21 protein-coding genes and 1 tRNA gene are annotated in these 21431 nt (G+C 40.3%); 8 read left to right on the forward strand and 14 right to left on the reverse strand.

Features of this window, described 5'->3' with window-relative positions:
- Nucleotides 1-456: 456 nt before the first annotated feature.
- A complete protein-coding gene (gene trmB / locus ACHWSC_RS21280; RefSeq protein ID WP_394678101.1) occupies nucleotides 457-1113 on the reverse strand; it encodes a tRNA (guanosine(46)-N7)-methyltransferase TrmB in 657 nt (218 codons plus the stop codon).
- 201 nt (nucleotides 1114-1314) lie between these two features.
- Between trmB and ACHWSC_RS21285 the strand changes: the two genes are divergently transcribed.
- On the forward strand, nucleotides 1315-2256 hold the full coding sequence (locus ACHWSC_RS21285; RefSeq protein ID WP_394678102.1) for a GDP-L-fucose synthase family protein: 942 nt from the start codon (nucleotides 1315-1317) through the stop codon (nucleotides 2254-2256).
- A gap of 16 nt (nucleotides 2257-2272) precedes the next feature.
- On the opposite strand, the gene ACHWSC_RS21290 is transcribed toward ACHWSC_RS21285, so the two are convergent.
- The 3 genes from ACHWSC_RS21290 to ACHWSC_RS21300 form a co-directional block, all read right to left on the reverse strand.
- Nucleotides 2273-2773, reverse strand: coding sequence for a hypothetical protein (locus ACHWSC_RS21290; protein ID WP_394678103.1), 501 nt, complete (start codon nucleotides 2771-2773; stop codon nucleotides 2273-2275).
- The gene (locus ACHWSC_RS21295) at nucleotides 2763-3182 is read right to left on the reverse strand and encodes a hypothetical protein (protein ID WP_088163270.1); all 420 of its coding nucleotides are present in this window, start codon (nucleotides 3180-3182) and stop codon (nucleotides 2763-2765) included. The genes ACHWSC_RS21290 and ACHWSC_RS21295 overlap by 11 nt, the downstream gene beginning before the upstream one ends.
- Before the next feature lie 179 nt (nucleotides 3183-3361).
- Nucleotides 3362-3631, reverse strand: a complete 270-nt coding sequence (locus tag ACHWSC_RS21300) for a YtxH domain-containing protein (RefSeq protein WP_075990249.1) — start codon at nucleotides 3629-3631, stop codon at nucleotides 3362-3364.
- Nucleotides 3632-3866: 235 nt separating this feature from the next.
- Here ACHWSC_RS21300 and ACHWSC_RS21305 point away from each other — a divergent pair, with 235 nt between their 5' ends.
- Nucleotides 3867-5411: a YifB family Mg chelatase-like AAA ATPase gene (locus tag ACHWSC_RS21305; RefSeq protein ID WP_394678104.1), complete on the forward strand. Its 1545-nt coding sequence runs from the start codon at nucleotides 3867-3869 to the stop codon at nucleotides 5409-5411.
- On the opposite strand, the gene ACHWSC_RS21310 is transcribed toward ACHWSC_RS21305, so the two are convergent.
- The 4 genes from ACHWSC_RS21310 to rsfS are packed head-to-tail and all read right to left on the reverse strand — an operon-like array spanning nucleotide 5408 to nucleotide 9245.
- Complete coding sequence (locus ACHWSC_RS21310; RefSeq protein WP_145328760.1) at nucleotides 5408-6031, reverse strand: rhomboid family intramembrane serine protease; 624 nt, start codon at nucleotides 6029-6031, stop codon at nucleotides 5408-5410. The genes ACHWSC_RS21305 and ACHWSC_RS21310 overlap by 4 nt on opposite strands.
- 8 nt (nucleotides 6032-6039) lie before the next feature.
- Nucleotides 6040-6687: a lactate utilization protein C gene (locus ACHWSC_RS21315; RefSeq protein WP_394678105.1), complete on the reverse strand. Its 648-nt coding sequence runs from the start codon at nucleotides 6685-6687 to the stop codon at nucleotides 6040-6042.
- Nucleotides 6688-6742: 55 nt separating this feature from the next.
- Nucleotides 6743-8824 carry an ATP-dependent zinc metalloprotease FtsH gene (gene ftsH, locus ACHWSC_RS21320; protein WP_205400290.1) on the reverse strand — a complete coding sequence of 694 codons (2082 nt, stop codon included), beginning with the start codon at nucleotides 8822-8824 and terminating at the stop codon, nucleotides 6743-6745.
- Between the two features lie 46 nt (nucleotides 8825-8870).
- Complete coding sequence (rsfS, locus tag ACHWSC_RS21325) at nucleotides 8871-9245, reverse strand: ribosome silencing factor (RefSeq protein ID WP_046673130.1); 375 nt, start codon at nucleotides 9243-9245, stop codon at nucleotides 8871-8873.
- 47 nt (nucleotides 9246-9292) lie between these two features.
- On the opposite strand from rsfS, the gene ACHWSC_RS21330 reads away from it, so the two are divergent.
- From ACHWSC_RS21330 to pfkA, 4 genes are all read left to right on the forward strand, one after another.
- A complete protein-coding gene (locus ACHWSC_RS21330; RefSeq protein WP_394678106.1) occupies nucleotides 9293-10063 on the forward strand; it encodes a biotin--[acetyl-CoA-carboxylase] ligase in 771 nt (256 codons plus the stop codon).
- 156 nt (nucleotides 10064-10219) lie between these two features.
- Entirely contained in the window at nucleotides 10220-10669 is a 450-nt protein-coding gene (locus ACHWSC_RS21335; protein ID WP_075990253.1) for a protein-disulfide reductase DsbD domain-containing protein, read from the forward strand.
- An 86-nt stretch (nucleotides 10670-10755) separates the two neighbouring features.
- On the forward strand, nucleotides 10756-12462 hold the full coding sequence (locus ACHWSC_RS21340) for a protein-disulfide reductase DsbD family protein (protein ID WP_394678107.1): 1707 nt from the start codon (nucleotides 10756-10758) through the stop codon (nucleotides 12460-12462).
- A 196-nt stretch (nucleotides 12463-12658) separates the two neighbouring features.
- The gene (gene pfkA / locus ACHWSC_RS21345) at nucleotides 12659-13633 is read left to right on the forward strand and encodes a 6-phosphofructokinase (RefSeq protein WP_075990255.1); all 975 of its coding nucleotides are present in this window, start codon (nucleotides 12659-12661) and stop codon (nucleotides 13631-13633) included.
- Nucleotides 13634-13801: 168 nt separating this feature from the next.
- Here the strand turns inward: pfkA and ACHWSC_RS21350 are convergent, their stop codons facing one another.
- The 5 genes from ACHWSC_RS21350 to ACHWSC_RS21370 all read right to left on the reverse strand — a co-directional run bounded on the left by ACHWSC_RS21350 (nucleotide 13802) and on the right by ACHWSC_RS21370 (nucleotide 17901).
- Nucleotides 13802-14248, reverse strand: coding sequence for a hypothetical protein (locus ACHWSC_RS21350; protein WP_394678108.1), 447 nt, complete (start codon nucleotides 14246-14248; stop codon nucleotides 13802-13804).
- Between the two features lie 309 nt (nucleotides 14249-14557).
- Nucleotides 14558-15697: a TlpA disulfide reductase family protein gene (locus ACHWSC_RS21355; protein WP_120335178.1), complete on the reverse strand. Its 1140-nt coding sequence runs from the start codon at nucleotides 15695-15697 to the stop codon at nucleotides 14558-14560.
- A gap of 74 nt (nucleotides 15698-15771) precedes the next feature.
- Nucleotides 15772-16581, reverse strand: coding sequence for a TPM domain-containing protein (locus ACHWSC_RS21360; protein ID WP_394678109.1), 810 nt, complete (start codon nucleotides 16579-16581; stop codon nucleotides 15772-15774).
- Nucleotides 16582-16738: 157 nt separating this feature from the next.
- The gene (locus tag ACHWSC_RS21365) at nucleotides 16739-17167 is read right to left on the reverse strand and encodes a TPM domain-containing protein (RefSeq protein ID WP_201667033.1); all 429 of its coding nucleotides are present in this window, start codon (nucleotides 17165-17167) and stop codon (nucleotides 16739-16741) included.
- Nucleotides 17168-17322: 155 nt separating this feature from the next.
- A complete protein-coding gene (locus tag ACHWSC_RS21370) occupies nucleotides 17323-17901 on the reverse strand; it encodes a LemA family protein (protein WP_046673163.1) in 579 nt (192 codons plus the stop codon).
- A gap of 165 nt (nucleotides 17902-18066) precedes the next feature.
- On the opposite strand from ACHWSC_RS21370, the gene ACHWSC_RS21375 reads away from it, so the two are divergent.
- Together ACHWSC_RS21375 and ACHWSC_RS21380 are read left to right on the forward strand one after the other, a co-directional pair.
- The gene (locus ACHWSC_RS21375) at nucleotides 18067-19611 is read left to right on the forward strand and encodes an FAD-dependent protein (RefSeq protein ID WP_394678110.1); all 1545 of its coding nucleotides are present in this window, start codon (nucleotides 18067-18069) and stop codon (nucleotides 19609-19611) included.
- 59 nt (nucleotides 19612-19670) lie between these two features.
- Nucleotides 19671-19743: transfer RNA gene (locus tag ACHWSC_RS21380), tRNA-Gly, on the forward strand.
- Between the two features lie 324 nt (nucleotides 19744-20067).
- Here ACHWSC_RS21380 and sufD read toward each other — a convergent pair.
- Complete coding sequence (gene sufD, locus ACHWSC_RS21385; protein WP_075990261.1) at nucleotides 20068-21375, reverse strand: Fe-S cluster assembly protein SufD; 1308 nt, start codon at nucleotides 21373-21375, stop codon at nucleotides 20068-20070.
- Nucleotides 21376-21431: the final 56 nt, after the last annotated feature.

Genomic DNA, 21431 nt, shown 5'->3' on the forward strand with positions numbered 1-21431 from the left:
TAGGGTTAATACTAAACATAGTTATTGGTGTAAATTGTTAATTTTCAATTTGGCACAAAAATATATCCCTAACAAAAAGTTTGCTTTAACTTAATGTTTTCTTTTTGTTAACAATTATTTCGAATAGTATTTCTTTTCATCACACTATTACGATTTAAAATTTTAATAAAATGCCTTGAAGTCCACTCAAAAAGGGTTCTCATGCATTAGGCACGCTTTTGAAGCGCTGTCTCCTTGGTTATTTTTTATTTTCAAATCGAAAATAATTAATAATATTTAAAAAACGAAATAAATCGAAATTATTTGAATATCGATTAAACAAAAAAGAGCCTCTCCAAAAAAGACTCTTAAATTATTTGAAAACCAACAAAATACAGCAAAAAACAATGCAATCACTAAAAACAAAAAAAGCCCAAACTTTCGTTTAGACTTTCTATTATGAAATAAACCTATTCGTTATCGTTTTTCGAAACTCCACTTCACATAATTAATGTTCTTGTCATGCGCCAAATACTTACGTTCGTAGTATGTTTTAATGGATAAAACGTTATCCACCAAGTCTGAATGGTAAAGATCCGTCGTTTCTTTATATTTTTTCAAATGCTGTAAATCGATCTGCTCCAGTGTATAAGCATAGAAACCATCGTTATCTGTTTTCAAATTCATCATCCCCTCAGGTTTCATAATGATTTTATAACGATCTAAAAACTTTGGCCCTGTCAATCGTTTCTTTTCACGACTATCTTGCGGTTGCGGATCCGGAAAGGTAATCCAGATTTCATCAATTTCATTTTCAGCAAAATGTTCAAGGATAGTCTCAATTTGTATCCGAAGAAAAGCAACATTCCGAATTCCATCTTCCAAAGCTGTCTTGGCTCCACGCCAAATACGATTACCTTTAAAATCAATACCGATGAAATTTTTTTCCGGAAACAATCTCGCTAGATTAACAGTATACTCACCTTTACCACAAGCAAGCTCCAAAACAACTGGATTATTGTTACCAAATTGCTTCTCAGCCCATTTCCCTTTATATTCTTTGCCTGCGTCGAGTTGGATTACATTTTCAAAAGTAGCAACTTCAGCAAATTTACGTAGTTTGTCCTTTCCCATTTTTTAATAAATATCCCGCAAAAATAACCTTATATTCCCGCTAAAAAAAATAAATCTGAAGGACAGCACCATTACCGGCAATTCCGGAACAATCTGAACTCCGATAGCACACACATGAATCAATAAATCGCCTTCTTAGGGGCGAATTATATTGCATATAAAAAGCAATTTATCTAAGTTTGCAGGAATCAATAACTTATCGTGGAGAAAGACGCTAAAATTTACATAGCAGGCCATCGCGGCATGGTCGGATCGGCAATTCATCGCAAATTATCGGAGCTTGGCTACAACAATATTGTCACACGCACATCTTCCGAATTAGATTTGCGCAACCAGCAAGCGGTCGCTGATTTTTTCGATCAGGAAAAACCTGACTATGTTTTCTTAGCCGCAGCCAAAGTTGGAGGGATCATGGCGAACAACACCTATCGCGCAGATTTTATCTACGAGAATATGGCTATACAGAATAACGTCATCAAATCTTCCTACGATAATAAGGTTAAAAAATTAATGTTCTTAGGTTCAAGCTGTATCTATCCAAAAATGGCACCACAGCCTTTGAACGAAGATATGCTACTTACGGGCACACTGGAACCTACAAATGAGCCCTACGCAATCGCTAAAATCGCCGGAATAAAAATGGCAGAAGCTTTTCGGGATCAGTATGGATGCAATTATATCTCCGTTATGCCAACGAATCTTTACGGAATTAACGACAATTACCATCCGCAAAACTCACATGTCTTACCGGCCTTGATCAGAAGATTTCATGAAGCTAAAATCAATCAGCTCCCTGAAGTTATTATCTGGGGAACAGGAACCCCCTTACGGGAATTTCTCTTTTCCGATGACCTGGCAGATGCCTGCGTATTTTTAATGAATAATTATGACGAGAAACAATTTGTCAACATTGGCATTGGCGAAGATCTAAGCATTAAGGACCTTGCAGAATTGATTAAAGACGTTATTGGCTACAAGGGAACTATTTCCTTCGACAGTTCCAAACCAGATGGAACACCACGAAAACTCATGGATGTCTCAAAACTGCACGCGCTGGGTTGGAAACATCAAGTTAGCCTTCGAGAAGGCATTCAACTAGCTTATGCGGATTTTTTGGAAAAAGAAGCAAACGCTTCCGAATAAATCCAACACGATCGCATTAGTAGGTTTCACTATAGGAAGGAATTCCGTACTCGTTAACCTCATCCTTGATAACCGCATTTTCAGCTTGGGCAGCTTTATTTTTCTTCTTTTTGGGACGAATAAACTGTGTTAACTTGCTAAGGAGGCCACTGATTTTATCTTGATTGATCTGGCCGACAGCACGCTCTGACAACAGCAACATCAACGCTTTCTTAAAAACACCGGTATTTTTTAGGAACAACCTATTCATAACAAAAGGCACGCCGATACGTAAGGTCTTCGTTAGCCAATCGGAATCTGAATTGCTACTTTTAGAGAACAGCTGCTGGACAATATTTACCCCCGGAATGTTGTCTTTTAATGTATTGAAAAAGCGAATTGGGGCCTCTATTTTATTGTTGAGCAAGGTAAATTGAGTCTTAAGATAGACTTCTTGCTCATTTTTAAGGGCTTTCAAACGGGAAATCTCAGCCTTAAGCTCTTGTAGGTTACGTATTTTAGTATGTTTATTGTTCATTTGTAGCCCTTTCTCTATCAAGTTTTTCCTTATGTAGATCTTCTTCCTCCTCCTCAATCTCATCGTTCCATTTAGCCAAAAAACGGCGGATAGAAAGATCCATAAATTTGGACTCTAACATCGGCTCAAAAACCCGTATTAAGATAATAATCACCAAGAAAATACCCGCTGTCGCCAAAAAGCCCAAGGAATAACTCCCCAGTAATTCTCCGAGCCAAAAACCCAGTGCCAGGCATAAAAAAAACAGGACAAATAACGTGAATATCAGCTTTGTCGCATCAACCACAAGGCTAGCGATCAATCGAGAAGAACGCTCAATTGTCTTTAATTTGACAAGCTTAAACTGAGAGTCAATGTACTCTTTGGTTTTTTGAAAAGTACCACTAAGTGAAAATTTTTCTTCTTCCATGCATCTTAAAATTATTCAGGCTATTTCAATGTCTAGTTCTAAAACGAATCCTGTTTCGGCTCAACGCCGGCAACTTCAATCCTCTATCCTAAAAGAAAGGTGTTATCGTAAAAATCTATCCTAGAAATAGCCTGATGATATGTATTCTACACCAATTATTCATACGAATAATTTGCGAACTATGCATGTTCGATGATATCATCATCTAGCACTTCTTCGGTCTGATTTAATTTTCCTTTTAATGTAGAAACAATTTTCTCTTTAAAATCATTCAATTGATCGAATTGTTCTTCCGCTCTCTCACGAATAGCATCACTCAAATCGCTTAATGAATCATTGATTTTATCTCTCGTATCCGACCCTTTGTCCGGAGCAAATAAAACTCCCAAAGCTGCACCTGCAGCAAGACCCGCTAACAACGCCAAAGCTACTTTACTTGTGTCATTCATTTCTTTTTCGTTTTAAAGTTCTAATTCTATTACGATGAATCTAGTCCTCGTTAATAATACAATTAACAGAGCAAATCGTTTGCCAAACGCGGCATTTAATCCATTATTTACAAGAAACTATATCTTCCAATATAATCATTTTTTGATAAACTTCGATTGACTTTCAATAATTCACCAAACAATTATTAACCCGTTCAGTTTTTTAGTATCTTTAAATCAACCCATTATAAAAATTATGCTAAATAAAACCTATTGCAGTGCTGTCTATGGAATCAATGCCTGCACAATTACCGTTGAGGTAATCGTATCTACAGGCCTACATTATTATATCGTAGGATTGCCTGACAATGCTGTAAAAGAAAGCTTAAGACGTGTCGAAAGTGCCATTACTTCCTGTCAACTTCACATGCCACGTCAAAAGATTGTTGTCAACTTGGCACCTGCAGACCTTCGCAAAGAAGGTTCCAGTTACGACCTATCAATCGCAATCGGCATATTGGCCTCCTCCGGGCAAATAACAAATGAGCTTCTGGCAGATTATCTCATTTTAGGAGAACTATCATTAGACGGAAGCATTAAGCCCATCCGCGGTATTTTACCCATCACCTTACAAGCCCTGAAAGAAGGCTTTAAAGGGCTTATTTTACCACAAGAGAACGCCAAGGAGGCCGCTATTGTCAGGGGAGTCGATGTTATTGGAGTAGAGAATCTCAGCCAAGTTGTTGATTTCCTAAATCATAAGCTGAAAATTGAACCAACAAAAGTTGATATTCAAACTTTCTTTCATACCGATACAGCGAATTACGATGTCGATTTCTCGGATGTTCAAGGACAGGAGAATATTAAAAGGGCACTGGAAATTGCCGCTGCAGGTGGTCATAATCTTATTTTAATAGGTCCCCCCGGCGCAGGAAAGACTATGTTGGCCAAAAGATTACCGACGATACTTCCACCCCTCAACATGACTGAATCATTAGAAACCACCAAAATACACTCTGTATCTGGAAACCTGAAGACCAAGGAGTCTCTCTTGACTACACGGCCGTTTCGTTCTCCGCATCATACCATATCCGACGTAGCTATGGTAGGTGGGGGCTCCAATCCGCTGCCTGGTGAGATTTCACTAGCACATCATGGCGTACTGTTTTTGGATGAATTACCGGAATTCAAACGAAGTGTACTCGAGGTCATGCGGCAGCCTCTCGAATCGCGACAGATTACCATATCAAGAGCAAAACTTACGGTGGATTATCCGGCGAGTTTCATGCTGGTAGCGGCCATGAACCCCTGTCCCTGTGGCTATTTCAATCATCCCGAAAAGGAATGCATATGTGGCAGCAACACCGTACAACGGTATTTAAGTAAAATATCGGGACCTCTTTTAGACCGCATCGATCTGCATATTGAGGTGACACCTGTACTATTTGATCAACTGAGCACAACACGTAAAGCCGAGGACAGCCGTACTGTGCGAAGTCGGGTCATTCAGACACGAGAAATTCAGAAAGAACGGTTTGATTCTTTTCCAGACGTTCATTGTAATGCGCAAATGAGTACACAATTGACCCGAGAAATATGTCAGGTTGATGAGGCCGGAAGGAAATTACTTAAAATAGCTATTGAACGCCTCAGCTTATCCGCGAGAGCATACGATAGAATACTCAAAGTTGCTCGCACAATCGCTGATATGGAACGGAGTAAAATGATCGAAAACCATCATCTAGCCGAAGCAATCCAGTACAGAAATTTAGACCGGGAAACCTGGGGCGGAAAATTTTAGAACTGAGCCAGACAATGCTTAATAACCCAAGGAAAACAGATAATCGTCAAGATCACACCTGACAATGCACCAAAGAAATGAGCATCGTGATTTATACCATCTTGTGCTTTTTTTGACGCCCACACACAGTAACCTAAAAACAAAAACGCAAACAGGTAAGCCGGCATCGGTATAATCATCATCACACCAATGGTACTCTTCGGATCGAAAAGAATGTAGCTGAACAAGACCGCACAAATTGCACCTGAAGCACCTAAACTATAGTAACCCGGATTATTTTTCTGCTGAATGATCGTTGGAATATCACTCAGGATTAAACTACCGATATAGATCACCGCAAATAAAATATGTCCGTATGGACTTGCCTCTGCAAGTATACGCTCTAAACCAAAAGCAAAATAGTAGAAGGTAAGCATATTAAACAGCAAATGCCCCCAATCTTTATGTACAAAACCACTGGTAAGAATCGTATATACTTTTCGATTACGTGCGATACTATACGGGTGTAACATCAGTTTGCCGTAAAGTTGCTCATGTGAAAATGTATAGATACTGGTAGCGAGTGTAAAAATGAAAATAATACTCGCAACAGGCATTTCTGTTAGATAAAATAATAGCATAGTAGTTCTTAGAATCGATCCTCTAAAAGTAAAACGTAAAGCTCTTTTGGTCCATGTGCTCCCAAAACCAATCTTTTCTCTATATCAGCCGTTCTTGAGGGGCCGGTAATTGTCGAAATCATTGTCGGGATTTCCTGACCGTAACGCTTCTGCATATAGGCTAAAGCATCCTTTAGATCCCAAACCAATTGCGAAGCTTTAGCAATAACAATGTGAATTGGGGGATATATACTCAACCTGCGCCCTGAAGCATTTGCATTACTCACCATCACACTGCCATTGCGCGCAACTAATGCTTCACATGATGTAATACTTGCATTTGCAAATTCAAAATCTTCCGCTGTTTTCAAAAAAGGAAAACCATATGGACTGAGTAGATTTTGAACACCTTGTTCCCAAGCGTATATATTTTTAATATTATTCTCCTCAGTCAATGAAATCAAATTTTCAATCAGACCGATCTCGCCATCACAATACAGAAACTTGCCTCCCGCAGCAGTCAATTCGCGAACAAAAACAATATCCACCAACTCATCCTCTTCTTTATAAAGTGATGTTTCTTTGAAATTGGGATGTGGATTATCGTTTTTCTGTAGTAATGCCTGACGTACCCGTTTTAACATTACCTCCTTCGCTGTTGCGTTCTTCACGTTCATGGCGCAAATATATATAAATGCAGCGCTAGATGACTCTAGCGCTGCAGCATTCAAATTAATTCAAATTATTTGACGGTGTTTCTGAGCTCTGCCCTTCGCTAGATCGCGCTTCGTCCGGGTGAACATCCAACGGTAGATCCGTCTGCGGAACTCCGCCACCATCAGCACCATTCACAAACTCCTCGTAAGTAGTCTTAGTTTCAAATGGGCGTTTACCTAATATCTCTTCCAAGTCCGACTGAAAAAGTATTTCTTTTTCCAATAGCTTTTCTGCTATTTTAATCAAACCTTCACGTTTGTCCAGCAATAACTGTTTCGTACGTGCATAGACATCACTAATTAAGTTGCGAACCTCTGCATCAATCAACTCTGCCGTTTTGTCAGAATATGGTTTTTGGAAAGATGCCTCAGAACTGTCTCGGAAAGAAACATTTCCAACTTTATCATTCATACCATAGATTGCAATCATCGCATAAGAAAGTTGCGTGATACGCTCTAAGTCATTTTGAGCACCTGTTGAGATTCTTCCAAAAGTAATATCCTCAGCGACACGACCACCCATAGTCATACATAAACTGTCTATCAGTTGCTCCGTCGTATATAAGAACTGCTCACGGGGAAGATATTGTGCATAACCCAAAGCAGCAACACCACGAGGCACAATAGATACTTTCACCAAAGGATCGGCGTGCTCTAAAAACCAGCCTGCAATAGCGTGCCCCGCCTCATGATAAGCAACAATACGTTTTTCTTCTGGAGAGATGATTTTATTCTTCTTCTCGAGACCACCGATCACACGATCAACGGCATCTTGAAAATCCTGCATATCAATCTCTGGTTTATTTTTACGGGCAGCGATAAGAGCTGCTTCGTTACACACGTTGGCAATCTCAGCTCCTGCAAAGCCTGGTGTCTGCGCCGATAATTTCTTTGCGTCGACCTCAGCTGATAACTTCAACGGCTTTAGATGTACTTTAAAAATTTGCTCACGGCCAATTAAATCCGGTTTATCAATAGAAATTTGACGGTCAAAACGTCCCGGACGCAACAACGCTGTATCAAGTACATCAATACGGTTAGTCGCCGCTAAAATAATAACGCCCGAATCCGTACCAAAACCATCCATTTCCACCAATAATTGGTTCAATGTATTTTCACGTTCGTCATTACCCCCCATCATCGAGTTTTTACCACGAGCACGACCAATAGCGTCAATCTCATCGATAAAAATAATACATGGAGCTTTCTCTTTCGCTTGCTTAAACAAGTCACGAACACGCGATGCACCTACCCCCACAAACATTTCGACAAAGTCAGATCCGGAAAGTGAGAAAAATGGCACTTGAGCCTCTCCGGCTACAGCTTTAGCCAATAAAGTCTTACCTGTTCCCGGAGGCCCTACAAGCAAAGCTCCCTTCGGAATTTTACCCCCTAGATTGGTATACTTACGTGGATTTTTTAAGAAATCCACAATCTCCATAACTTCCTGTTTTGCCTCCTCAAGACCGGCAACATCATTAAATGTGATATTGATCTGCGATTCTTTATCAAATAGCTGAGCCTTTGATTTACCAATATTAAAGATTGCACCGCCGCCGCCACCAGCACCGCCGCCCATACGACGCATCAAGAAAATCCAGATTGCGGCCAAGACCAACAATGGCAACATAAACGTGATAAACCAACTTGCCCACGGATTAGAACGATCATCGTAAGTCAATTGGACCTTTGGTGTACCTGGAGCTAATTCCGCCTGCGATGCCGCTAATTTCTTTTCTAAAACATCGGGAGAAGCATCTTTAAAAATATATTGTGGTCCCTTATCCTCCTGTCCTGATAGACTTGGAAGCGGATCAGCAGTTTTTGTAGCGTCTTTAAAACTAGGGTTATCTTTCCAGCCCTTTTTTAGATAGACCTCCACCTCGACAAGATCATTTTTCTTATAGGCGACCAGGCGCTCTACAGAGCCTGTATTCAACATGCGAGTCTCAAAATCACTATAGCTAACTTCCTTAGCTGGGTTTTCTCCAAAAACGTACTGTAAGGCAAAAAAACCTAAAAACATGGCAATCATAAGCCACACAAAATTGAATTTTGGCGGTTTCGGGCTTACCTTACTACTCGGGATTTTTTTCATTATATCGTAATTATATTTTCTTTATAAATTTTTTCGTTGAGGACAATTAAGCGCTTTGGAAATGCTGTACTTCTGCATCTCCCCATAAATCCTCGATACCATAATGCGCTCTTTTTTCGGTCTTAAAGATATGTACAACCACATCCACAAAATCCAAAATCAACCATTCTCCATTTGATTGTCCTTCTTTATATTGGGGTTCTTGACCAAATGCCTTATAGACTTCTTCTTCGACACTCTTTGCTATCGCATTCACCTGAATGTTAGAATCTGCATGACAAATCACAAAATAATCGGAAACAGAACTGTGAAGATCTCTTAAATCCAAGCGAACGATCTCGTTTGCTTTCTTTTCTTGCATACCATAAACGATAATTTCTGATAGACGTTGGGACAATTCTGAACTTTTATTTTTACTCATTAAAAAATGTGATAGTTTTGACTTAATATTTATTTAATACTTTCAGTTTGCAAAATAACAATATTTCGGGACTTATCATCGGTCAAAATACAATATATCTTGACAAAGTCGCCTCTACAAACGATTACCTCAGGGAATTATTGTCAAATTTCAAGCCACTAGCTGAGGGGACTGCCATTTTAGCAGAAGAACAATTTCAGGGTAAGGGACAGCGCGGAAGTTCCTGGGTCAGTGAACCCGGGAAAAACCTAACGACATCCATCCTCTTAAAGCCTCATTTCCTACCAATAGCACAACAATTTGCACTTTCAGCTACTATTGCCGTTGCAACCGTCAATTGGCTGCAAAGCAAAACCGAACAGCCTGTTGCCGTAAAATGGCCCAATGATATTTACGTCAATTCAATGAAAATCACAGGCATTTTAATAGAAAATAAATTAAAAGGCAGTAAAATCGACAGCGCCATTATCGGCATCGGTGTAAATATTAATCAAATTAATTTTGACACAGCAACAACAATAACCTCGCTTGCCTGCCTGACCGATCGACAGGATTACAACATCAAGGCCCTGGCTCAGGAGTTGTTCCAAGTGATCCAACAGGAGTACCTGACCCTTTATAAGGAAGGGGCCCAATATCAGTTAAGCCGCTACAACGCCTTATTGTTTTGGAAAGGTGAAGAAAGACCATTTCTTATCGATGGCATCAAGAAAACCGGTATCATTCAACGGGTATCTGACGAGGGGAAACTGTGCGTTCTCCTGGAAGACACCCTTCGCGAATTTGATATCAAAGAAATTACACATCTTATTACCTAATCTTTACAAAAAAAGGATAGCCCATTTTAAAATTGTCAAACCTTTGTTCTAAATTTGTCAACAGCGTGATTAAACCTTTATTCACACGAAGCATCAAAGAACAATAACACACTGCAATCATTGTAGCGGAAAAGGAAAAGAACAAATTAAATTCGGATGAAAAAGTTAATACTGTTAATGACTGCAGTAATTTTTGCAGTTACGGGAGCATTCGCTCAGATTCACAAACCTGTAAAATGGACTGTGGCCAGCAAAAAGTTAAATAATAAAGAAGCGGTAGTTTATGTAAAAGCTACAATCCAAAATGGATGGCACATTTATTCACAAAATGTGAAAGATGGCGGGCCAATTCCAACTTCTTTCACATTCGCCAAAGCTGCAGATTATGCACTAGTAGGTAAAACTGCAGAGCCAAAACCAAAAGTAAAACATGAGGATGTATTTAAGATGGATGTTGGTTACTTTACAAACGAGGTAATTTTCCAACAAAAAGTAACTTTAAACAAAGGAACTGCCACCGTTAAAGGTACTGTCGAATGGCAAGCATGTGATGCATCACAATGTCTTCCTCCAGACGAATATGCTTTTGCTGTGACAATCAAATAGTAAAAATGATTCTACACGGATAAATTAATAAGGCGATTCTCATCGCCTTTTTTTATTTTTGACCATAACATCAGAAATTCATACGCATGTTAAAAAACACATTCATTCTACTTTTAATTGCTTTTTTCAGCCTTTCTTTAACTACAGCAACTTTTGCCTCCGCACAAGATAGTTTAACAAGTACAGAAGGGCTTCAATTTGAATCATCACCGGATACAGCTACTGCTGTTGAAGCGGTACCTGAGGATCTAAATTTTACAGCTTCACCTGACACGATGGTTAGTCAAGATAGCAGTAAAATAGCTGCAACTAAGGCAAATGCTTCCTCCGGAAATCAAGAATCAGGAAAAAAATCACTTTGGAGTATTTTTATTGCTGGATTAGTTGGCGGCTTCGCAGCACTGCTCATGCCTTGTATATTCCCAATGCTCCCACTTACCGTAAGCTATTTTACAAAACAGGCCGGAAGCCGCGCAAGCGGTATCAGCAAGGCACTCCTTTATGGTCTCTTCATTATTGTGATCTACGTTGCTCTAGGAATGATTATTACGATTGCCTTCGGTTCGGATGCGTTGAATGCTTTATCGACAAATGGGGTATTTAATTTCCTATTCTTCCTGTTATTGGTTGTTTTTGCCGCGTCCTTTTTTGGTGCTTTTGAAATTACGTTACCAAGTTCTTTCGTCAATAAAATGGATGCCAAATCCGACAAAGGCGGTCTTGTAGGACTTTTCTTTATGGCATTCAGCCTTTCACTGGTCTCTTTCTCCTGTACTGGCCCCATTATTGGCACCTTATTGGTCGAAGCGGCCTCAAAAGGAGAACGCTTAGGTCCAGCAGTCGGTATGCTCGGTTTTTCTATAGCACTAGCAATTCCTTTTGGCTTATTTGCGATGTTCCCTTCGATGTTAAAATCCCTACCAAAATCTGGCGGCTGGCTAAATTCAGTGAAGGTTGTACTTGGCTTCTTAGAGCTCGCACTAGCGCTGAAATTCTTATCAAATGTAGATTTGGCCTACCATTGGAATTGGTTGGATCGAGAAGTGTTCTTATCACTATGGATTGCCATTTTTAGTATGATGGGCTTATATCTTATTGGAAAGATCAAGTTTTCACATGACAGCGAATTAAAATTCCTCTCTGTACCGAGAACTATTCTCGCTATCATTGTATTTTCCTTCGTTATCTATATGGTACCTGGACTGTGGGGAGCTCCCCTAAAATCGATTTCAGCCTTCTTGCCACCTTCAGCAACACAGGACTTTGACCTGTCGGCAGGAATAGCAGCCGCTCCTATACACAATAATGGTAAGGTCAAAAAATACGCAGAGATTTTTCACGAACGTGGTACACCAAAAGGATTTGATCCTTATTATGATTATGAAGAGGCTCTCGCAGCTTCAAAAGAACAGAATAAACCGGTATTAATTGATTTTACAGGCTGGAACTGTGTCAATTGTCGAAAAATGGAGGCAAATGTCTGGACTGATCCCGCGGTTGCCAAACTACTGAAGGAAGAATTTATTATGGCCGAATTGTTTGTCGATGATAAAACAGAATTACCTGCAAACGAACAATTCGTTTCAAAATATAGTGGCAAAAAAATCAAAACCATAGGTAATAAAAACAGTGATTTCCAAGCATCAGCTTTCGACAGTAATTCGCAACCACTCTATGTTATCGTCGATGCATCAGGAACAGTATTAGTTCCAAAAACGGGCGCAAACTATAATGTCGCGGAATATACTGCATTTTTACAGAGCGGAATTGATGCCTTTAAGGCAAAAAAATAGGCTGTATACGCTGGAGATATCCGTCTTGAATGATAGATGAGAAAAAGCAATTATTAAATTTGCATTATCTTTAGCTCACGCTTAAATGAATTGCACTTAAAAAAGCTATTGCTTGTTCTTAATAGCGTTATCGGCAACTTCTAATAACGGAAATATAATTGTATATACGCTTAAAAATAGCTAAGTTTGAGTACGTATGAGTAACATTAAAAAAATTGCTGTTTTGACATCTGGAGGAGATGCTCCAGGAATGAATGCTGGTATCCGCGCTGTTGTTAGAGCGGGTATCTACAATAATCTTGAAGTATTTGGCGTACGCAGAGGTTATGATGGTCTAGTTAATGGTGAGATTATCCCCATGGATGCTAAATCTGTAGCCAATATCATACAACGTGGTGGTACTATCCTAAAAACAGCCCGTAGCGAGGCCTTCAAAACTATTGAAGGACGTAAACAGGCTTATGAAAATTTACGCAGCCACGGTATTGATGCCATGGTTGTCATCGGTGGCGATGGTACATTTACCGGTGCATCCAAGTTTATAGAAGAATTCGATTTTCCGATCATCGGTCTTCCGGGCACAATTGATAACGATTTGGCCGGTACAGACTTTACGATTGGTTATGATACAGCCATTAATACAGTTATCCAAGCCGTAGACAAAATTCGCGACACCGCCGAGTCTCATGATAGACTTTTTGTAATCGAAGTGATGGGCCGCGACTCTGGACTTATCGCCGTTCGTTCTGGTATCAGTACCGGTGCCGAAGCAGTTCTGGTTCCTGAGTTCGAGGTAGACTATGATGCGATCATGAAAAGACTTGACAAATCCCGTAAAAATAAATCATCCCGCATTATTATTGTTGCTGAAGGTGACAAAGAAGGCGGAATGGTTGTTTCGGAAAAAATCAAGGAAAATTTCCCGCATTACGATGTTAGATTATCAATTTTAGGACATATCCAACGCGGTGGAAGCCCAACATGTATGGATCGCGTGTTAGCCAGCAGGCTTGGAGTGGCATCCGTAGAGGCTTTACTACAAGGTCGCAGGGGTGAAATGGCCGGACTGATTTGCAGTGAAGTAAGATTCACTCCTTTTAAGAGCGCCATCAAGCATAACGTAAAAATGAATGAAGACCTACTTCGTATCATTGAAATCCTTTCTTTGTAAGTGATATAAGTTATTCTTAACTAACAATAAAAAAAGAGTATACACTGTGATGTATACTCTTTTTTTATGCCTTTTGTTGCTAGATTGTCCAAATCCTTTAGGTAAAGACCTGATACCTAAACTATCATGTTACCAAAAGCCACAATAGTACCATATCCGGCACAGTTGTTATTTAAGCAAATTATTGAGGTACTCTTCAGATACTGGAGGCAACTGAATGGCTTGGCCTGCTTTCGCCATCGAGTCAGCAAAATGATTCGTGTTGCTGATCGCCTGTTCATAGGCCTTCACAACCTGTTCCGATAAGTGCAATACCTTTGGATCTTTGAGATCAACACGGTATTGATTATTTTCCAGTGTAACATGCTGATAAAAACGATATGCAGCAGCTTTTAGTTGGCCCAGCTCCTGTTGCGATAACTGATCGATTCTGGCATTAGGCGGCAGCGTGACATCGATAAAAGTCGTGTCTTTAGCCAACTGATCAATAGCATGATCCAAAGGAATGGCATGCAATGCCTCTAGGTTGACGATGGGAATCCCCTTATCCTGATCGTCTCTGCAGGAAGCAAGCACCGTCCCCAAGAATATGCCCAAAATTACTATTTTCTTCATCTATATAATTTTTATTGCCGCAATTGCTTTAGAAATCCCATTGCTCAACTTGTTTAAAACTCAAGATTCATCATCCCCTAAATTGGATTGTATACGAGGATATAGTAGTTCCATGTGATCATTCGCGATAGCAGCAGGCGAAGTTAGTGAATTCCTTCCACGTTATCACAGCCGCTAGCGCAGTAACGATGAAAGCGCAGTTTGATCAGGACAGCTATTATTAAATAGAAACCCCTAATTGTAGACCCAGCTCACCTGAGTATAACAATTAGGGGTTATTCAAATGCCCAATGGCAGTTATATACCGATTTATTTTAGCAATTCAGCTAACTTAGCCTCCAGAGCCTCACCTCTTAAATTTGATGCGACAATTTTACCTGAAGGATCGATTAAGAAGTTTTGCGGAATACCACGTACTTCGTACAACTTGACCGGAGCCGATTTCCAACCCTGTAGGTCCGAAACGTGTGGCCATTGTTGTAAATTATCATCATGGATAGCTTTCACCCAAGCATCTTTTTTACCCGGATTGTCCAAAGAAACACCAAACACGGTAAATCCTTTGTCTTTGAATTTATTGAAAGCAGCAACGACGTTCGGGTTCTCATGGCGACAAGGACCACACCAGCTTGCCCAAAAATCCAATAAAACATATTTACCTCTTAAAGAAGATAGAGAAATATTCTTTCCTGTTGTGTCTGGCAATGTGAAGTCAGGCGCTACCGAACCAACAGCAACTGCTTTCAATTTCTGGATACGCTCAGCCAATTCCTTCCCTTTTTCAGAATTTTTCAATTCAGGAGACAATTTCTCAAAAGAAGTCACATATTCATTGACGTTCTCACCGCTGACATTCTCAGACAACAAATCTAACGTGTACCAGCTTTTTGGGTTTTTGTTAATAAATTCAGCATCTGCTTTTTCCATTTTTTCGGAAATCTCACCAGCCTGTTTTTGCAAACCTTCGATGAATTTAGGATCCTGTTTTTGAGTCTCCGAAGCCGCATAATATTGTTGGTTCAACGCCTCGAACGCATCTGTATGAGGTTTAACAAAAGCCTTGTACTGCGTCAGATCATCATTGAGCGCTGTACCCGAGACGGTTGCATTTTTGAACCCTTTGGTTGCATCGACTTTGATAACTCCTTTAGAAAGATACAGCTGTGCTGTTTCAGGCTGCTTTTGACTATTTCTAAGTTCAGCGAAAGATAAGCCTTCCGGTGAATAGATCATCATACCCTTCGTTGGCGAAGCCACCTGTCCATTGAACTTAAACTCACCTTTTACAACCGTTGCTGAATCTGTCTGGCGAGTTCCATTGGCAGCATACTGCATAAACACTTTCGCTTTATCTGACGTTGTGTTTACTTTACCTGTAACTGTGTAGCTTTCTTGTGCCATTAACAAGGCTGGTAAAAAGCTTAAACCCATTAATATTCCCTTTTTCATAATTATATACTTCCCATAAATGTAAAACATTTCCCCTGCACTGTGGTTCAATTTAACATTATTTAGCAAACATGTTACCAACGTCCTGAAGCACCGCCACCGCCAAAATCACCGCCACCGAAGCCGCCAAATCCGCCTCCTGAACCACCACCGAAGCCACCGCCGCCACCGCGACCGCCACCACCGCCAAGACCATTCAGCAATGTCCACCAAAAGATATCAGAAGCTCCGCGTCCATTCATCACACGGCCTCCACCACCACCTCCACCGCGGCCACCGCGATTGGAGAAAATAACAATCAAGAATATCACAATAATAATGACAAACATCACCGAACCTGACCCCTTTCCTTTCGGTTGTTTTGGATCAGCTTTGTACTCTCCTTTTGTGTAGGAAATTAGGGAACTGGTCGCATCGTCGACTCCTTTGTAGTAATCTCCCTGACGAAAAGCCGGCTTGATATCATTTTCAATAATACGATATGCAATGGCATCGGGGACAGCCCCCTCTATACCATAACCTGTTTGAATGGTCACCGCACGATCTCCCAGGGCTACCAACAACAGAATACCGTTATTATACTTTTTATTCCCAATGCCCCATTTTTTCGCTAAACGGACTGCATAATCAGAAATATCATAGCCGCCGGTAGAATTCATCATAACCACAGCAATTTGCGTAGATGCGGAATCCTCAAATGCCAATAGCTTCTGCTCCAATAATTGCTTCTGACTTGCTGTCAATGTGTTTGTATAATCATTGACAAGTCTGTTTGATGTTTCTGGGAAATCTTGACCCAATACTGTGGCTATCGACAGCATAAAAAGCAACATAGCCATAGCAGGGATTCGAATCCGAGAAAATAATCTTGATACAAATTTCATCCTATTATTCTCTTTTATTCATTTTTATTTGCCTTAAGCAGTCTTCATGCTCCTATTGGCGTTCTGTAAATCCCGAAGTCGGGTTTATCACAATTTTTATCAATCTATTTGCGAGACAGGCAATAGCAGTTCGGGGTTCTTGCTGGTCACTTAACAATTAACGGTCTCCAAAAACAATATCATTTGGAAGCTCATTGATGTCATCATGTTCACGCGGAAAGAATTTTGCCAATTGTTTACCCGCATGCTCGATCCCTTTGACCAAGCCCTCAACAATGCGGTCCACCCGAAACTCCGCCACCATAAGATCTTTGGTACTGTTCCAAAAATCACTTTCTACACGTTGGTGGATTCCCTTATCGCCAATAATAGAAAATTTATGATCCTCAAGCGCGATATAGATAAGAACACCGTTTTTCAACGTGGTCTTATGCATGCCCAATTTGGAAAAATAATATGTTGCACGATCATGTACCTCATCGGGGCAATGATTTTCTACCACTACACGAATCTCACCAGAAGTCTCGTTCTCAGCCACATTAATGGCGTGAACGATCTTCTCTTGTTCTTCAGAATTTAATGCCATAGTCTGTATACGTTTGCACTCCAAGACCAGATTACCAGACGGTTATTCCAGATTCAAAGTATCTAAAACTAGTTAAAACACGATAAAAAAATGGATGATGTGCTTCTACGAAAGCCGCATCATCCATCGTTCTGTTCATTGCTAACAATTTACTATTAGAATGATACCGTTGGCGCTTTATCCGAACCTGGGGCTGCAGTAAATGTACCTTTCGCCTTAAATCCGAACATACCCGCCATTAAATTATTCGGGAAGCTACGTACGGTGGTATTGTATTGCTGTACCGCCTCATTGTAAGATCTACGTTCTGTTGAAATACGATTTTCAGTACCTTCCAACTGTGCTTGTAATTCCAAAAAGTTCTGATTTGCCTTCAAATCAGGATAAGCTTCAACCGACGCCAAAAGACGACTCAACGAACCGCTGAATTCATCCTGAACTTTTTGAAACTTGGCAATATTCTCCTCAGACAAATCATCGGCATTAATCGTTACCGAAGTTGCTTTAGCTCTTGCCTCTACAACGGCTGTCAATGTACTTTCTTCGTGCTTTGCCGCTCCTTTTACCGTATTAACCAAATTTGGAACTAGATCCGCACGACGTTGATACGCATTTTCAACTTGTGCCCATTTTCCTTTAACATTCTCATCTTGTGAGACCATCGTATTGTAGCCACAGGAGTTTAATGATACTAATGCAAATAAACCACATAGGGCGACCAAAAATCTTTTAATTTTCATTGTTCAAAGAATTAAATACTATTCAAATTATACGGTTACACTATCAAAGCATATACCAAGCTCTTACTAAGATAAGAATATTTTTATTTCCAAATCTCCAAATAGCCAATATTCATTAACTTTGTCTCGGTTTTGGGATAAAAACCCAGCCCTCATACTATGCAAAAAGAAATCGAAATTGCGATACTTCCAGAAAGGATCGAGGACGAACAGTACATTATACTGCAGGGCATAAAAGCTTTACGCGTTCAACCCCAGCAAATCAAAGGTTATAAAATCCGGAAACGTTCAATTGATGCCCGAAGCAAGCAAGTGGTCTACCGGGCAAGGGTTATCTACTATATCGATGAACTGCCTGTTCCTGAAATCTACGAAAATAATTTCAAGTCTGTCAAAGACGGAAAACCCGTTATTATTATTGGTGCAGGCCCTGCCGGCATATTTGCGGCTATCCGCTGCATTGAGCGTGGGCTCAAACCAATTGTAATCGAACGCGGTAAGAAAGTACAGGACCGTAGACGCGATCTCGCAAAGCTGAACCGGGAAGGCATCGTAAATCCCGAATCAAACTACTGTTTTGGTGAAGGTGGAGCCGGAACTTACTCCGATGGGAAACTATATACACGTTCCAATAAAAGAGGTGATGTAGACAAAGTGCTCAATCTTTTTGTCTCCCATGGTGCTACGACAGATATTCTAGTCAATGCACGGCCACATATTGGTACAAATAAATTACCGCATATTATTGAAGCAATGCGTGAGAGTGTCCTTGAATTTGGCGGCGAATTTCATTTTGATCAACGTGTCGACGATATTTTAGAATCTTTCGGTCATGTGCGCGGTGTCAAGTTAGCCAGTGGCGAAGAAATTAAGGCCGATCACGTCATCGTAGCAACAGGACACTCTGCACGGGACATTTTTGAGCTTTTTCACCGTAATAACTGGCTGATCGAAGCCAAAGCCTTTGCATTGGGTGTGCGCATCGAACATCCGCAGTCAATCATTGATCAGGCGCAATACCATTGTCAGGTTAGAAGCGAGCATTTACCCCCTGCATATTATAGTTTGGTTGAGCAGGTTAATGACCGTGGGGTATTTTCATTCTGCATGTGCCCAGGTGGAGTTATCGCTCCCTGTGCAACAGATTTAGATGAAATCGTTGTCAACGGATGGTCCCCATCCAAACGAAATAATCCGCACGCCAATTCAGGTACCGTTATTCAGATTAACCTTGAGGACGTTGCCAATGCACACAAGGATCCTTTTGCATTACTTAATTTTCAGAAAGAGATCGAGCGAAAGGCTTTTGCCGTAGGTGGCGGTAAACTTGTTGCTCCCGCACAACGTATGGTCGACTTTGTCGAAGGGCGTGTATCGATGGATCTGCCAGAAAACTCCTACAAGCCCGGAACAGCATCTGCAGATCTCACCGAAGTGCTACCTGCTTTTGTTCACGAAGCATTACGCGGTGCACTGCCAATCTTTGGCAAAAAGATGAAAGGGTATTATACCAATGAAGCCATTTTGGTTGGTGTAGAATCACGTACATCTTCGCCGATTCGGATTCCTAGAAATAAAGAAGATTTACAACACCCTCAGGTCAAAGGACTTTACCCTTGTGGTGAGGGTGCAGGTTATGCCGGAGGTATCATTTCAGCGGCCATAGACGGTATTAATTGTGTTGATGCGATCAATTTAAGTTAACATTTTTTGTTTTTTCTCTTGCAGAATACGAATAAATGCCTTACTTTTGTAGCATCAACGCGAAAGTAGCTCAGTTGGTAGAGCACAACCTTGCCAAGGTTGGGGTCGCGAGTTCGAATCTCGTCTTTCGCTCTAAAAAAGCTTCCAAAATTTGGAAGCTTTTTCTGTTTTGTAGTACTACCCTTTCTTTTTTTCCAGCCTCCTAATTAGATCATTGAAAAAGATAATACCCCAATATCCTAATATAAAGAGGTCCTCCTATCTATTTATCGAAAGAGGCTTAACAAGAGAAAAAGCGAACACGCTATAAAACCCAAGGTTTATAAGCGTAAGTTGTATATAAAGACATGTACATGGCCGTACAAAAAGATATCGTGGATCCAATTATTTCTATAAAAAATGGCGTTCACCGTATCGGTAAACGCCATTTTAAAAGCTATATGATCCTAAATGGATTTAATTTGTTCTTAGGCTTTCTTCTACAAGCTCTTCAACATATTTGCGAACAACCTCATTAGAGAAACGTGTAGTTACGTCAAATGCAAATGCATGTACCAACAGGATACGGGCAGACTCTTCACCAATTCCTCTTGCTCTCAAATAAAATAAGGCTTCATTATCAAACTGACCGATGGTACATCCGTGTGAACATTTTACGTCATCCGCAAAGATCTCCAATTGCGGTTTGGTATAAACCGCCGAATTGTCTGACATCAACATATTATTGTTCTGTTGAAAAGCATTTGTTTTTTGAGCATCCTCACGCACAAAGATTTTTCCATTGAAAACTGCAACGGATTTATCCTGTGTAATATTTTTATACCATTCATAAGACTCACAATGTGGCTTAAGGTGGTCTACGATGGTATGATTATCAACCAATTGATCACCTGCAGTTAAGTTGATTCCATATAAATGGCTCTCCACATGCGCTGCATCCAAGCGAACATTGATATTGTTACGGATAAACGAGGCGCCAGGAAAATTACAGTTGTAATTATTATAAAGACTATCTTTTTCTTGGTATACCTCTGTATGATTAAAGTAACGGCTTACAGATTCTGCGAGCTGCAAATAATAATGTTGTACTTTAGCATTCTCTTTGACGATAATCTCAGAGACCTTATTGTGCACATTATTTGCGGTACCTTCTGCAGTGATAAAGCTTTCGATCAATTCAAGTTCTGCATTTGGCTCGACAACGATCAAATTACGTGTTTGCGCAAAGAAATCCTCTTTCCCTGTAGCGACATGAATAATCTGTATTGGTTTATCAAGTACAACTCCCTTTTTCAAATGGATAAAAACACCATTTGTAAAAGCAGCCGTATTCAATGCGACCATAATATTGTCTGACTTGTCCGCGTATTTCGCAAAATGGCTCTCGAATGCAGGCTCTGAAGTGGCTTCATCCATTGGAATAACCGACAGTCCCTTCACATTTTCTAATTCACTTACTGCTAAAACATACTGACCATTCACCAAGATAATGCGGTAAGCATCCAACTGAGGAATCTCCCCTGCACTAAAGTCTAAGCCTTCGATATCCACATCGACATCAAGCGCATAAGGCTTATTGATAATACTGTGGATGTTTGTATATTTCCATTCTTCATTCTTAACGGTGGGAAAGCCTGCTGCTTCGAAACGTTCGAATGCAAGTTGGCGGGCCTCCACGAAAAACGAAGGTTCGTCTGAAACGCCTTGCTCTTTGAAAGCTCCCAACACTTGTTGAAGTAATGATTCTGAAACTAATGTACTCATGTTATTTTTTAATCAAATCGCCAAAATTCTCTTCCAATCCTATTTACTCAGGTAAA

The sequence above is a fragment of the uncultured Sphingobacterium sp. genome, assembly GCF_964277905.1.
In the GTDB taxonomy this organism is placed as follows: domain Bacteria; phylum Bacteroidota; class Bacteroidia; order Sphingobacteriales; family Sphingobacteriaceae; genus Sphingobacterium; species Sphingobacterium siyangense.

Excerpts from the sequence above, each read along its gene's own strand:
- trmB (WP_394678101.1), bottom strand. The coding sequence starts at position 1,113 with ATGGGAAAGGACAAACTACGTAAATTTGCTGAAGTTGCTACTTTTGAA.
- ACHWSC_RS21290 (WP_394678103.1), bottom strand. The coding sequence starts at position 2,773 with ATGAACAATAAACATACTAAAATACGTAACCTACAAGAGCTTAAGGCT.
- ACHWSC_RS21295 (WP_088163270.1), bottom strand. The coding sequence starts at position 3,182 with ATGGAAGAAGAAAAATTTTCACTTAGTGGTACTTTTCAAAAAACCAAA.
- ACHWSC_RS21300 (WP_075990249.1), bottom strand. The coding sequence starts at position 3,631 with ATGAATGACACAAGTAAAGTAGCTTTGGCGTTGTTAGCGGGTCTTGCT.
- ACHWSC_RS21305 (WP_394678104.1), top strand. The coding sequence starts at position 3,867 with ATGCTAAATAAAACCTATTGCAGTGCTGTCTATGGAATCAATGCCTGC.
- ACHWSC_RS21310 (WP_145328760.1), bottom strand. The coding sequence starts at position 6,031 with ATGCTATTATTTTATCTAACAGAAATGCCTGTTGCGAGTATTATTTTC.
- ACHWSC_RS21315 (WP_394678105.1), bottom strand. The coding sequence starts at position 6,687 with ATGAACGTGAAGAACGCAACAGCGAAGGAGGTAATGTTAAAACGGGTA.
- ftsH (WP_205400290.1), bottom strand. The coding sequence starts at position 8,824 with ATGAAAAAAATCCCGAGTAGTAAGGTAAGCCCGAAACCGCCAAAATTC.
- rsfS (WP_046673130.1), bottom strand. The coding sequence starts at position 9,245 with ATGAGTAAAAATAAAAGTTCAGAATTGTCCCAACGTCTATCAGAAATT.
- ACHWSC_RS21335 (WP_075990253.1), top strand. The coding sequence starts at position 10,220 with ATGAAAAAGTTAATACTGTTAATGACTGCAGTAATTTTTGCAGTTACG.
- ACHWSC_RS21340 (WP_394678107.1), top strand. The coding sequence starts at position 10,756 with ATGTTAAAAAACACATTCATTCTACTTTTAATTGCTTTTTTCAGCCTT.
- pfkA (WP_075990255.1), top strand. The coding sequence starts at position 12,659 with ATGAGTAACATTAAAAAAATTGCTGTTTTGACATCTGGAGGAGATGCT.
- ACHWSC_RS21350 (WP_394678108.1), bottom strand. The coding sequence starts at position 14,248 with ATGAAGAAAATAGTAATTTTGGGCATATTCTTGGGGACGGTGCTTGCT.
- ACHWSC_RS21355 (WP_120335178.1), bottom strand. The coding sequence starts at position 15,697 with ATGAAAAAGGGAATATTAATGGGTTTAAGCTTTTTACCAGCCTTGTTA.
- ACHWSC_RS21360 (WP_394678109.1), bottom strand. The coding sequence starts at position 16,581 with ATGAAATTTGTATCAAGATTATTTTCTCGGATTCGAATCCCTGCTATG.
- ACHWSC_RS21365 (WP_201667033.1), bottom strand. The coding sequence starts at position 17,167 with ATGGCATTAAATTCTGAAGAACAAGAGAAGATCGTTCACGCCATTAAT.
- ACHWSC_RS21375 (WP_394678110.1), top strand. The coding sequence starts at position 18,067 with ATGCAAAAAGAAATCGAAATTGCGATACTTCCAGAAAGGATCGAGGAC.
- sufD (WP_075990261.1), bottom strand. The coding sequence starts at position 21,375 with ATGAGTACATTAGTTTCAGAATCATTACTTCAACAAGTGTTGGGAGCT.